General features: G+C 44.1%; 11 protein-coding genes. 8 read left to right on the forward strand and 3 right to left on the reverse strand.

Going from position 1 to position 13010, the window contains the following annotated elements:
* Positions 1-304: 304 nt before the first annotated feature.
* Both ileS and lspA read left to right on the forward strand, forming a co-directional pair.
* Positions 305-3166, forward strand: a complete 2862-nt coding sequence (ileS, locus tag Q0788_RS05060) for an isoleucine--tRNA ligase (protein ID WP_298808396.1) — start codon at positions 305-307, stop codon at positions 3164-3166.
* Positions 3159-3803 carry a signal peptidase II gene (gene lspA, locus Q0788_RS05065; protein WP_298808398.1) on the forward strand — a complete coding sequence of 215 codons (645 nt, stop codon included), beginning with the start codon at positions 3159-3161 and terminating at the stop codon, positions 3801-3803. Before ileS ends, lspA begins: the two co-directional genes overlap by 8 nt.
* A 152-nt stretch (positions 3804-3955) precedes the next feature.
* On the opposite strand, the gene Q0788_RS05070 is transcribed toward lspA, so the two are convergent.
* A complete protein-coding gene (locus Q0788_RS05070) occupies positions 3956-4612 on the reverse strand; it encodes a cold shock and DUF1294 domain-containing protein (protein WP_298808401.1) in 657 nt (218 codons plus the stop codon).
* Positions 4613-4795: 183 nt separating this feature from the next.
* Here Q0788_RS05070 and Q0788_RS05075 point away from each other — a divergent pair, with 183 nt between their 5' ends.
* Together Q0788_RS05075 and Q0788_RS05080 are read left to right on the forward strand one after the other, a co-directional pair.
* Positions 4796-5293, forward strand: a complete 498-nt coding sequence (locus tag Q0788_RS05075) for a peptidylprolyl isomerase (RefSeq protein WP_201607374.1) — start codon at positions 4796-4798, stop codon at positions 5291-5293.
* A 65-nt stretch (positions 5294-5358) separates the two neighbouring features.
* A complete protein-coding gene (locus tag Q0788_RS05080; RefSeq protein WP_298808405.1) occupies positions 5359-6399 on the forward strand; it encodes an aldo/keto reductase in 1041 nt (346 codons plus the stop codon).
* Between the two features lie 173 nt (positions 6400-6572).
* Here the strand turns inward: Q0788_RS05080 and Q0788_RS05085 are convergent, their stop codons facing one another.
* Positions 6573-7373, reverse strand: a complete 801-nt coding sequence (locus Q0788_RS05085; protein ID WP_201578967.1) for a 1-acyl-sn-glycerol-3-phosphate acyltransferase — start codon at positions 7371-7373, stop codon at positions 6573-6575.
* A gap of 306 nt (positions 7374-7679) precedes the next feature.
* On the opposite strand from Q0788_RS05085, the gene hflX reads away from it, so the two are divergent.
* The 4 genes from hflX (at position 7680) to Q0788_RS05105 (ending at position 11915) form a co-directional block, all read left to right on the forward strand.
* Positions 7680-9107 (forward strand): ribosome rescue GTPase HflX, encoded by a 1428-nt coding sequence (gene hflX, locus Q0788_RS05090; protein ID WP_298808411.1) that lies wholly within the window; start codon positions 7680-7682, stop codon positions 9105-9107.
* Positions 9108-9482: 375 nt separating this feature from the next.
* On the forward strand, positions 9483-9917 hold the full coding sequence (locus Q0788_RS05095; RefSeq protein ID WP_160021507.1) for a CidA/LrgA family protein: 435 nt from the start codon (positions 9483-9485) through the stop codon (positions 9915-9917).
* A gap of 16 nt (positions 9918-9933) precedes the next feature.
* Positions 9934-10623, forward strand: a complete 690-nt coding sequence (locus Q0788_RS05100; protein WP_298808416.1) for an LrgB family protein — start codon at positions 9934-9936, stop codon at positions 10621-10623.
* Positions 10624-11108: 485 nt separating this feature from the next.
* Positions 11109-11915 carry a lytic transglycosylase domain-containing protein gene (locus tag Q0788_RS05105; protein WP_298808419.1) on the forward strand — a complete coding sequence of 269 codons (807 nt, stop codon included), beginning with the start codon at positions 11109-11111 and terminating at the stop codon, positions 11913-11915.
* A gap of 171 nt (positions 11916-12086) precedes the next feature.
* Here Q0788_RS05105 and tsf read toward each other — a convergent pair whose 3' ends face one another.
* Positions 12087-12968, reverse strand: a complete 882-nt coding sequence (tsf, locus tag Q0788_RS05110; protein ID WP_057758434.1) for a translation elongation factor Ts — start codon at positions 12966-12968, stop codon at positions 12087-12089.
* Between the last annotated feature and the right edge of the window lie 42 nt (positions 12969-13010).

The raw sequence follows: 13010 nt of genomic DNA on the forward strand, positions 1-13010 counted from the left end.
TTGTCATATAATAGCTGCCGATCTAAATATTTTTTTGAATTATTTTACTAGCATATTTTATGTTGCAATCGTCTCGTTACCATTTATTATTGACGTAACTATTTACCGACTAATGAGCGACAATGGGTATTTATTGACATGATGGTTGATAAACCGACTATGATGAGCAATATACCTACTATTAGTAATTAAGCATTATCAATACCGCGTAACCCTCAGTACTATATTGAACTACATTGAACATCGAGCCTTGTATCCGGTTTTAAACCGACACACAAACCTACCTTTTAAAAAGATACCTTCTATGACTGATAAGAGCACTGACACACCAAGCCAAGATTACAAAGACACGCTGAACCTTGCGGATACGCCATTTGCGATGCGCGCAAACCTTGCCAAACGCGAGCCAGATTGGCTTGCTGCTTGGGAAGCAGATGACGTCTACGGTAAAATTCGTCAGGCGCGTGCTGGTTCAACCAAATATATTTTGCACGATGGCCCTCCATACGCCAACGGTCAGATTCACTTGGGTCACGCAGTCAATAAAGTACTAAAAGACATTATTATAAAATCAAAAACTTTGTCGGGGTTTGATGCGCCTTACGTCCCTGGTTGGGATTGTCATGGTCTGCCAATCGAACAAAAAGTCGAAGCTAAGGTTGGTAAAGTTGGTCAAAAAGTGTCTGCGACCGAATTCCGTGGTCTATGCCGCGAATATGCGAGCACTCAGATTGAACTGCAAAAAGCAGACTTCAAACGTCTAGGCGTGTTCGGTGATTGGGACAATCCTTATCTGACCATGAACTTTCATCAGGAAGCTAATATCGTACGTGCGCTTGCCAAAATCTATGACAATGGTCATGTGACTCGCGGTATGAAGCCAGTCAACTGGTGCTTGGACTGTAGCTCTGCCCTAGCAGAAGCTGAAGTAGAATATCAAGACAAAGTCTCTGACGCGATCTATGTCAGCTTTGATGTGCTCGGTACGGACAAAGTAGCCGCATTGGCAGATATCGCAGATAACATCGCTGCTGTTATTTGGACCACCACGCCATGGACACTACCTGCCAACCAAGCTATCTCAGTACATCCAGAACATAACTATAGCGTGGTTGCTACCGAAAAAGGCAATCTGGTACTCGCAGCGGATCTTGTCGAAACTGCATTGAGTGAGCTAAAACTAGAAAATAATGGCATCTTAGCAACTGTATCAGGCAGCGAGCTTGAAGGCCTACATGCCCAGCATCCACTGATTGAAGACCGTCAAGTACCGCTCATCTTGGGCGATCATGTGACTACTGATAGTGGTACTGGTCTGGTACATACGGCCCCTGGTCATGGTTTAGACGATTATATCGTTGGTCTAAAATACAACTTACCAGTGGAAAATCCGGTAAGCGGTACGGGCGTTTATTTAGATAGCGCTGCTGTATTTGCCGGCGAGCATATCTATAAAGCCAATCCAAAAATCATCGCTGCCCTACATGAAAATGGCCATCTAATCAGCCATACCAAAATTGAGCATAGCTATCCGCATTGCTGGCGTCATAAGTCGCCAATTATTTTCCGTGCTACGCCTCAATGGTTTATCAACATGGAAACCAAAGGCTTACGTGCTCGCGCGCTTGCTGACATTCCATCAGTAAGTTGGACGCCAGCGTGGGGACAAAACCGCATTGAAGCCATGATGACGGGTCGCCCTGACTGGTGTATCTCACGCCAACGTACGTGGGGCGTGCCGATTACTTTCTTTACGCACAAAGAAACGGGCGAGCTGCATCCAAACACGCTTGAGCTGATGGAAACTGCCGCGCAAAAAATCAATGAGGGCGGTGTTGAAGCGTGGTTTGACGCCAGCTGTGAAGATTTCTTGGGTAGTGAAGCGGCTGATTATGATAAAGCAACGGACACATTGGACGTTTGGTTTGACTCAGGCACGACGCATTTTGCCGTACTTGAGCAGCGCGATGAATTGACCAACCCAGCTGACATGTATTTAGAAGGTTCTGATCAACATCGAGGCTGGTTCCAAACGTCATTACTGACGTCGGAGGCCATGTATGAGCGCCCACCGTTTAAGCAAGTATTGACCCATGGTTTTGTGGTCGATGAAAACGGTCGTAAGATGAGTAAGTCATTGGGTAATATCATCACGCCGCAAGAAGAGATCAACAAAACGGGCGCAGACATGCTGCGTCTGTGGATTGCATCCAGCGATTATCGTTATGAGATGAGCGCTGGTAAAGCATCATTTAAAGGGGCAATAGATCAATATCGCCGCATCCGTAATACACTACGCTTCTTACTTGCCAATACCGATGACTTTGATCCAGCGACTGATAGCATTGATATCAATGAATTGGTCAGCCTTGATAAATTTATCATTGAGCGTGCGCAAACCGTACAAGCACAAATCATGAGCGCTTATGATGCGATGGACTTTCACCAAGTCACCCAGCATGTGACGGCGTTTTGTTCGCAGGACTTGGGTAGCTTCTATCTAGATATTATCAAGGATCGTCAGTACACCACGCAGGCGGATGGCCAGCCTCGTCGCTCTGCACAGACGGCCATCTACCATATCACTCATGCGCTGATTCGCTGGATCACACCGATCTTGTCATTCACGGCGCAAGAGGCTTGGGAAGTACTGAACCAACGTGAGGCTGATAAAGGCGGCTATGTATTCACTCAAGAGTGGTACGAGTTCCCAGCATTTGAGCTAAGCGCCATCAGCAATGATGACTGGCAGCGTATTATGTTTGCCAAAGATATGGTAAACAAGCATATCGAAACCGCACGTGGCGAAAAAATTATCAATGCCAACTTGTCTGCCGATGTGAGCCTATACGCTGACGGTGCCATGTATGAAAGCCTCGCTAAGCTTGATGAAGAGCTTCGTTTTGTACTAATTACTAGTAACGCTGCACTAAAGCCAATGAGCGAAGCACCTGCTGATAGCATCGCACAGACAGATGAAGCGACCGACACCAATACTGAAGAGGCTGTAGATTTAGTGGTCCAAGTAAGTGCCGCTACTGGTACTAAGTGCGTACGCTGCTGGCACATTCGTGATGACATCGGCACAGATAGCGCGCACCCTGAAATTTGCGGTCGCTGCGTGACCAATGTCAGTGGTGACGGCGAGGTGCGCCATTATGCCTAACCCAACAGACTCATCTGACAACCAGCACAATAAGCCGTCGCAAGCTGAAGTCGATAAATCGCCTCAGCCTGCTCATGCGACTACAGGTAGCTCGACCACACCTAGAAGCCGTCTGAATAAAGTGCCAAAAATGGTCGCTAACGGTAGTCGTGCTTTTATGTGGTATGCGCTGGCGCTGATTATCATTGTCATAGATCAGTGGACCAAGTGGCTGGCTGAAACCAAGCTGACCTTTCATGATCCAGTGCCAGTGATCGAGCCATTTCTTAATTGGACACTCGCTTATAATTATGGCGCAGCATTTAGCTTTTTGGCAGATGCGGGCGGTTGGCAGAAGTGGTTCTTTTCAGGGCTGGCATTACTCATGTCGCTATTTCTAATCATTTATTTGATTAAAGCACCACGCAAAGCTACGCTGTTATCTTTTGGTCTAGCCTTAGTCTTGGGCGGAGCAGTTGGTAACCTCATCGATCGTCTATTACATGGTCATGTGATTGATTTTATCCATGTGCATTATGCTGATGTTTGGCATTATCCGATTTTCAATATCGCGGATATTGGTATTTCTATCGGTGTATTATTGATTGTCATTGATATGCTGTTTTTGGAAAAGAAGCGTGAAATGCCACGGTCATAACCGTCTATAGATAGAGATGTTAATTGAATTTATAAATAAAAAAGGTGGGTTACGCAGTCGTCACCCATCTTTTTTGTCTTCTATTTTATTTATTTCTATATACGTCGATGCTACTAATCATTGCGGTATCTGTATCGTTCTTATAGCAAACATCATAATAAGTTTGTCAAAGTCTCTAACCCACCACCTGCCAATAAAAACAACAAACCTGCCATATTGACGACAACCGTCAAATAATAAGTCACTCGAAACTCAGGCTTTTGTGATTTGTGACGCAGATACGTCTGAGCCAATAGCGCACCTACCCAACCGCCAAGCGCGCTTAGTATATGCAGTGTAGACTCAGACGTACGCCAGTCGCCACTTTGCGCAGCAGCTTTGTCTTTGGCATACATGCCATAAGTAATAATCCCTAGCACGACGTACCAGCCGACCACTAGCCAGCTTAGTTTATCTGTCGCTGCTAATAAAGCCAAAACACCATAAAAAGCCAGTCCAAGAAACGAGCGTTTCTTTTGGCCCGCTTCAAACTCTGCCTGATGGCTACGTTTCTGATTACGCTGACGGATTTGCTGATTTTTTTGTGCCATTTTTTGCTGTACAAACCCAAGCTCTTGTACTTGCGTGGCTCGCTTGCATCCCTCCGCATTTTGTCCAATGCTAAAGACCACTGCCTCACCGATGTTAGGACGGCGCTGAGCCTTAAACTCACTCACATGAAAGAAGACAGACTCGCCCGCTTCAGTTTCAATAAAGCCAAACCCTTTATCGTCCTGCCATTTTTTGACAGTGCCTTGTTGTTTATTCACTACCGACACCTCATATCTTTTAGAATTGCCAATTATAGTACACCATCTGCGTTACATTATTGACGCTTACATCTGGTCTTAGATGGCTTATTATTTCTTACACTATAATACTGCAATTAAAAACACTTTAATCAAACTCATTATTTTCTATTCTTTTACTCTAGCAACCGATGGCTTTTTATTATGACTCAATCTCAATTTATTAATCCAAACGAAGACACTCGTATCGCTCACGGCAGCCTCGTTAAGCTGCACTTTGAAGTTTCACTAGAGAACGGCACCATCATCGACTCAACTTTTAATCGTGATGCACCTGTGTCTTTGACCATTGGTGATGAGAGCTTGTTACCTGGTTTTGAGCAAGTACTGATGAATCTACGCGCCGGTGACACTCGTACCGCACACCTTGAGCCAGAGCAAGCTTTTGGCGAGTGGAATCCTGAAAACATCCAACATTTTAGCCGTACTCAGTTTGCGCTAGTCGCTGATAATCCAGAGATTGGCATGATGGTTGAGTTCGAAGACAAAGGCAAAAATACCTTGCCCGGTACGATCAGTGCCATCGATGATGATCAAGTTGAAGTAGACTTTAACCACCCTCTCGCAGGACAAGACGTATTATTCAAAGTGAAAATATTTAAAGTCACACCGCCAGGTGTCACAGGTATCAAATTGATGTAAACATCAATAAATACAACTCATCTAAAAATAAATATTGATAAAAAACAGTCAAAAGGGAGACTTATATGCTGTATCAAACGTTACCGCAACTCGATGAAAAAGTATCTAAAATCTGTCTAGGCACGATGACATGGGGACAGCAAAATACTGAGTCCGAAGCACATGAGCAAATGGACATGGCGCTCAGTGAAGGTGTGAACTTTTGGGATACCGCCGAGATGTACCCGTCACCACCAGATAAAGACAAACAAGGTGATACCGAGCGATTCATGGGTACTTGGTTTAACAAGACCAAACAGCGTGACAAAGTTATTCTCGCAAGCAAAATATCGCCAATGAACTTTTTGCGTGATGGTCAAACGCGCTTTAATGCCGAGCACATTAGCAGCGCTATTGACGGGAATTTGGAGCGTCTACAGACAGACTATATCGATATCTATCAACTGCATTGGCCAGAGCGTCAGACCAACTTTTTTAGTCAGCTTGGTTATACCGAAGAGATGGCATCGCAACCGCTAGATGATTTGACACCGTTTTTAGAGACCATTCAGGCCTTAAATGATGAGATCAAAAAAGGTCGTATTCGTGCTTATGGCTTATCGAATGATACTGCGTGGGGACTCATGCGTTATTTATGGGAAGCTGATAAAAATGGCCTAATTCCACCGCTTACCGTGCAAAACCCATATAGCTTATTGAACCGTTTATACGAAGTTGGTATGGCTGAGATTGCCCATCGTGAAAACGTGGGCCTACTTGCGTATTCACCGCTTGGTTTTGGTGTGTTGTCTGGTAAATATCTTGATGGTAAACGTCCTACTGGCGCACGTCTCACAATGTACGATCGTTTTGGTCGTTATGTGAATGAGCAAGCCAAATCAGCCACTGAACAATATGCCAAGATAGCTGCTGATGCAGGTCTGGACATGGCGCAGATGTCATTGGCTTTTGTAAACTCTCGTCACTTTGTCACCAGCAACATCATTGGAGCAACGACAACCGAGCAACTCAAATCAAACATCGATAGTGTCAATGTGGAGCTAACGGCAGATGTATTAGAAGCGATTGAAGCGGTGCATACACAGCAGCCTAATCCATCGCCATAATTGGTCTTTCATAGAGATTGAATTTTAATAGAGCCTGCTGAATAAATAATATTATGTGTGCTCTATTAAATCTGCCAAAAAAAAGAGCGCAAATCGTTTCGATTTGCGCCCTTTTGCTGACTGGCTAAGATTAGCTAAACTAGCTCAACTCTAACTAGTTCAACTGTAAATAATCAGTCTTCAACTGGTGTGCTAAGGACTCTTGAGTGCAACTCAGCCAATCCTTCATTCATGCGTGCTTGTAATAAATTGGTCAGCTCGCTTTTGTTACGACCTTCTGGATCTATAGGCGCGAGTGGCAATACATAAGCGGTCACGTTTTTGCTATCGAGCACTTTTTTCATACTTTCTTTCATTGTCAGCTTACCATAGTATGGCAATGCGTCGCTTAGTGTGCCGTCTTTATTGACATAAGCGATGATGATCGGTCTGATAGGCACATCAGCGTCAATAGCTGCTTGCAGCAATGTTCCATGAATGCGCTTTACTTTTTTACCACTGGTGGTCGTCGCCTCAGGGAAGAAAATAATCGAAAAACCTTTAGCTAAAAAATCAGCAATCTGCGCCGATACTGAGCTTGCATCACCGGAGCCACGCTCGATGAAAAGCGTCCCTGCGGCATGAGCAAGTTTGCCAAATACAGGCCATTCACCGATCTCAGCCTTGGATAAAAAGAACGCTGGGCTCACAGTACCAACGACAGGAATATCCATCCATGACACATGATTCGATACCCACAAGCCATGGAACTGCTCTACAGGTTCCACTTCTACTACTTTTACCCCAAAAGAGCCTGCCATCTTGCGGCAGAATGTCTGGATATAGCGCGGTAGGGTCTCGCGTGGTGGCTGCTTAAATGCACCGATACGCTTTGCCGCGCGTATGCCGCCGACCATGGTCGTGGTCATACCAGCAACCTGGCGGCCTCGGCTCAACTGTCGTCTGAGTGAAAAGCTTGATTTAGCTTGGCTCATCTTCGCCCTCATGATTAAATAACGGGTGTTTAATAGTCAAAAAACGAGCCCAGTATAACAAAGTTCGCACACTCAGTGATAGCTTGTTCACTCAGTGAGTGCCGACTTTTATACAAACGGGTAATAAAGCAGATTTATAAAAAATTATCCGCAGCAAATGCTGTAACATAAAACCATCGCTAATTATGCTAATACGCTTTAATATCAAGTGATAAGACCATATATAGATAATCATATGAACGCTACGTCAAAGCTTCTTGAGCTGATCATAGCGAGACATTTACTTTATTAAATAGGTGATACTCTTTGGATTATTTTGAAAGACATGAAGGTGGCGAACGCGCCATTTTAGTACATTTAGACATCCGCCAAATTCAAGATCCTGATGATCTTAGTGAATTTGAGCTGTTGGCTGATTCAGCAGGTGCCGATCGTTTGGCATTAGTCACTGGATCACGCTCACGCCCTGACGCCAAATACTTCGTTGGTAGCGGAAAAGCAGAAGAAATAGCAGAACTAGTACGCGAACACGAAGCTGACATCGTACTGTTTAACCATAGCTTGTCGCCGTCACAAGAGCGTAATATCGAAGCGTTAGTGAAGTGCCGCGTGTTGGATCGTACTGGTTTAATTTTAGACATTTTTGCGCAGCGCGCTCGTACTTACGAAGGTAAGCTGCAAGTAGAGCTGGCTCAGCTTAACCATCTATCAACGCGTCTGGTACGTGGTTGGACGCATTTGGAACGTCAAAAAGGTGGTATTGGTCTGCGTGGGCCGGGTGAGACTCAGCTTGAGACCGATCGCCGTCTACTACAGACTCGCGTCAATCAGTTAAAAAGCAAACTAGAAAAAGTCCGTCAGACCCGTGCGCAAGGTCGCGCCCGTAGACAGAAATCTGATGTACCGACTATCTCACTGGTCGGCTATACCAATGCGGGCAAATCTACTTTGTTCAACCGTTTGGTCGATGAGAACATCTACGCTGCTGATAAGCTATTTGCGACGCTAGACCCTACCCTGCGCCGTTTAGACTGGCAGGGAGTTGGTCGTGTCGTCTTGGTCGATACGGTTGGTTTTGTCCGTCATCTGCCGCATGAGTTGGTTGAGTCTTTTCATGCAACCCTAGAAGAAACACTAGAAGCAGACTTGTTATTGCACGTCATCGATTCCTCTAGCGAGGACATGCACGAGCAGATACAGGCGGTCAAAGAAGTATTGGCAGAAATCGATAACGATGTACCTGTGCTCAATGTCTACAACAAGATTGATTTGACTGAAGAGCCTGCACATATCGGCTATGCTAGCGAAGGTCAGCCAAACCGCGTCTATGTCTCTTCTAGACAGAACCTAGGCATGGAAGAGCTAACGCTTGCCGTACAGCAACTACTGACAGGTAAACTGACGACGTTTGATCTGACCTTGCCGTATGATGCTGGACAGTTCAAAAACACTCTATATGAACTGGGTGTTATTGAAGAAGAAAGCTACGACGATACGGGTCGTGAATGTCTGACGATTCGTTTGCCAAGTGACCGCTTAAGACAGCTACTCGGTCAAGCCAACTTAAAACCTATCGATGTGTTGCCGCTGGCACAAGCAACACTACTGATGCCGGTACTTGAAGAGTTTGAGAAGGTTGATGACGTTGAAGAGCCAACCATGACAGAGGCTGAGGAAAAAGCATTTGACGAGTTTGATGCATTACATTCAGAAACAGCTGATTCAGAAAAATAATAGTCGTTTCTGTAAAATAAGAACTATGCTTAAAGTGAGTTATTTGCGGCAGTAACTGAATGAACGTTTGATTCATACTGTTAGATCACAAACCCTTATATAGTACGTTAAAATAGAATAGACGATATCCATTGATATCGTCTATTTTTTTTGGATATGACCAGTCACAGTGCATAGGCTTTATTAGTTGCCCCACTCTCTATATAATCGCCTGTTATACATTCAACAAATATTGATAGATAGTGTTAATACTTTAAAAGTGAATCATTGCTACCATTAGTATTTATAGCATCATTTTCTACGTTGTGTTCTTGGTGCAATCACGCATTTTTTTTGTACACCATCCATTTATATCTGACTTGGCCAGAATTGCTTATGAAGTCTGCTCACTCTCCCCATCTCCCACTATGGCTTGCGTTAATTCTAACGTTGACTATGGTTATCGTTGTCCGAGAAACGGCGGTTGTTCTCTGTCAAATGGCAGGCATCGAAAAAGCGGCTAATATTGTCGGCTTGGTTGCGATGTTTGTTATCTTGATGGCGTGGCGACTGCTTAAAGGGTTGCCGAGCTGGCTCACGCAGGCCAGTAATACGTTACTAGTCGATAGTGGTTTTGCCTTCTTACCCGTTTCTGCTGGTGCAGGCTTGTTGCTATTTGCTCTAGGAGATGAGCTATTGGGTGTGATGATAACGATGATCGTTAGTACGCTCATACCGCTGTGGGGACTAGCATTATTGGCCAATCGTTGGCTCAATCACGCTGCAAACACTGATAGTACGACTACCACTGAGCAAAAGGGACAGCCGTGAGCTGCGGAGAAATATTATGACTTTTGACAGCGTATTTATGGCAACCCTAGCCGCAATATTATTGACATTAGCAGCACACGTAATTGCACGTGTATTGGCACGTAAATTATCATGGCTACCGATGGTCATTACCGCACTTGTCCTAGTACTTGTTTTCCTATTTTTACTGCAGTGGGATTACAACAACTATTACAGTGCAGCGAAACCTGTATTTGACCATCTGTTGGGATATGTGACAGTACTTCTGGCTGTACCACTGGCGGCGATGAACTTTAAAGGCTTACCAGTCAAAAAACTCACTCTAATTGTCGCTATTGCTAGTGTCGTTGGTGCATTACTGCCTATGTCACTGGCCTATTTATTTTCGCTCAGTCATGAGACCCTATTGGCCTTCGCTACCCGTTCTGTGACTACACCGATTGGCCTGAGTATCGCAGATTTAATCAAAGCACCATTGGCAATGGCTAACCTAATTATCATCGTCTCAGGTCTGATAGGTGGTACGGTCGCGCGATTTTTGTTCCGCGGTATCAATGATGACCGTGCTAAAGGTCTAGCACTGGGGTTAGCGGCTCACGCGTTTGGTACAGTAGAGGCATGGCAAATCAGTCATACAGCAGGACGTTATGCAGCATTTGGCTTGGCAGTGAACGGGTTAGTTACCGCGGTTTGGGTGCCTATCTTTATCAGCGCTATTGGTATCTAGTCATCACTGAAAGTCTACCTACACTATTCTTATATTTTTAAAAACCTAACCATTAATAGGCTTATCTACTGTTAATTTTATATTGAAAATCACCTCGACTATTCAAATGTCATTATTATTTCTTAAAAAATTGAGACACTTTATTTGTCTGAATTCATAAACGAAAAAACCGACTACAAATGGCTCATAAAGTAACCCAGAGAATTTAGCATATTGATTTACCTAAGATTATTTAACAATGAAAATCTGATTTTACAACTTAGTTTATCAATCTGATGCGCCAAAAAGTTATTATATGTTATAGTAAGCAACTATTATTTTTTGTATCTATTGCAAGTGGTTCCTTATTGAAAGTGATAATTGCTCAGCTGCTGTCCTCACAGTAGGCTAAATAATTCTGCAAAATCAGTAACCGCTTAAGCGCCTAAATCAATGCATATGTAGGCAAAACAATTTGCTGTTATTCGATAAAAAGTGATTTTACTATGATAAATACGGCTACTTTAATGACTCGCTGCTTATCTCCCCTTTTACTAAGTGCCATTGCTCTTTCGACCTTTTCTGTCGCTGCCAATGCAGGCAACATGTATATCTACAAAGACAAAGGTGGACAAGTATTATTGACCAACGTCAATCCTAGTGGAAATTTTGATAAGTTTACGAAAAAAGTAAAAGTCACTTATTATAAAGACTCTAAGATGTATGACGGAAGCAGCGATAGCTATGGTAGCAGTGCCGCTAGCAACAGCGGAAGTCGCAACTCTTACGACAGCTACATTCGTGTGTCCGCTGAGCGCAACGGTGTGGACCCTGCCCTAATGAAAGCAATGATGCACACTGAATCAGCTTTTAATCCAAACGCACGCTCACCAGTGGGCGCACAAGGCCTGATGCAGTTGATGCCAGCAACTGCGCGCCGTTTCAATGTCAGCAATCCTTGGAACCCTGCAGATAATATCGAAGGATCAGCCAAATATATTGCATGGCTCATGCGCCGCTTCAACAATAATGTCGAACATGCTGTCGCAGGCTACAATGCGGGCGAAGGCAATGTCGATAAATACGGTGGCATCCCTCCGTTCAAAGAAACACGTAACTATGTTCAAAGAGTGATGAGCCGTTATCATAGCTTGTATAAGAACGATGCAGGACTGTTTGGTGCGAGTATCAGTGCTAACAATCAAACCAGTAGCACCAGTACAAGTAATGGCTTACAAAATGTCAGTTATGCTACTAGCAGCAATGTGAATAGTGCTAGCTATGCCAACTCAGCCTATGCGGCTTTACGCTAAGCCAGTTATCTAAAAGTCAGACATAAAAAAGCCCATTGATTCATTAATGGGCTTTTTTATGTCTGGAGGCTTTATATCTTGATGCTTTATATCTTGATGCATTAAGAGTGATAAAGCCAAACTGTGAGCCACAATTAAGTACTCACAGCCTGATCCAACACTATTTGCTACTTACTTGTTAGCAGCCTGAGTTGCAGCAACTTCAGCAGCGAAGTCTTCTTGCTTCTTCTCGATGCCTTCACCAACTTCTAGACGTTTGAAGCCAAGTACTTTTACGCCTTCAGCTTTTAGGACTTCGCCAACTTTCTTGTCGTTGTCCATAACGTATGGCTGACGTAGTAAAGTTACTTCGTCTAGGTACTTACGTAGACCACCTTCAATCATTTTTTCAACGATGTTGTCAGGCTTGCCAGACTCACGAGCTTTCGCTTCGATGATGTCTTTTTCGCGTGCCAATACGTCAGCAGCAACATCTTCGTCATCTACAGCAACAGGGTTGAATGCAGCGATATGCATAGCAAGGTTCTTACCAGTGTCAGCGTCGCCACCTTCAAAAGATACCACTACACCGATACGCAGACCATGACGGTATGCAGCGATGTTAGCACCTTCAAGTGTTTCAACACGGCGAATCTGGATATTTTCACCGATTTTTTGTACTAGAGATACACGTGCTTCTTCAACAGTCTGACCTTCGCCATAAGACAATTCAGAGATAGCAGCAACGTCAGTTACGTTGTTTTCTAGTGCAAGGTTAGCAACTTTTTCTGCAAATGCAGTGAAGCTGTCATCTTTTGCAACGAAGTCAGTCTGGCAGTTAACTTCTAACAAGAATGCTTTGTTTTCGCCTTGAGCGATGATGATAGCGCCGTCAGCTGCGATGTTACCCGCTTTTTTAGCTGCTTTAGCTTGACCAGATTTACGTAGGTTATCAATGGCAACTTCAACATCACCGTTTGATTCTTCTAACGCTTTTTTACATTCCATCATGCCAAGACCAGTACGGTCACGCAATTCTTTTACCATTTTGGCAGATACTTTTACTTCTGTCATAAGAGTCACCTTAGTATAGTTATGTATAGGAGTGCTGTATTT

Source organism: uncultured Psychrobacter sp. (assembly GCF_947500265.1).
In the GTDB taxonomy this organism is placed as follows: Bacteria; Pseudomonadota; Gammaproteobacteria; order Pseudomonadales; family Moraxellaceae; genus Psychrobacter.

Bases quoted from the DNA above. Each gene is read 5' to 3' on its own strand.
- ileS (WP_298808396.1), top strand. From the start codon at position 305: ATGACTGATAAGAGCACTGACACACCAAGCCAAGATTACAAAGACACG.
- lspA (WP_298808398.1), top strand. From the start codon at position 3,159: ATGCCTAACCCAACAGACTCATCTGACAACCAGCACAATAAGCCGTCG.
- Q0788_RS05075 (WP_201607374.1), top strand. From the start codon at position 4,796: ATGACTCAATCTCAATTTATTAATCCAAACGAAGACACTCGTATCGCT.
- Q0788_RS05080 (WP_298808405.1), top strand. From the start codon at position 5,359: ATGCTGTATCAAACGTTACCGCAACTCGATGAAAAAGTATCTAAAATC.
- Q0788_RS05085 (WP_201578967.1), bottom strand. From the start codon at position 7,373: ATGAGCCAAGCTAAATCAAGCTTTTCACTCAGACGACAGTTGAGCCGA.
- Q0788_RS05095 (WP_160021507.1), top strand. From the start codon at position 9,483: ATGAAGTCTGCTCACTCTCCCCATCTCCCACTATGGCTTGCGTTAATT.
- Q0788_RS05100 (WP_298808416.1), top strand. From the start codon at position 9,934: ATGACTTTTGACAGCGTATTTATGGCAACCCTAGCCGCAATATTATTG.
- Q0788_RS05105 (WP_298808419.1), top strand. From the start codon at position 11,109: ATGATAAATACGGCTACTTTAATGACTCGCTGCTTATCTCCCCTTTTA.
- tsf (WP_057758434.1), bottom strand. From the start codon at position 12,968: ATGACAGAAGTAAAAGTATCTGCCAAAATGGTAAAAGAATTGCGTGAC.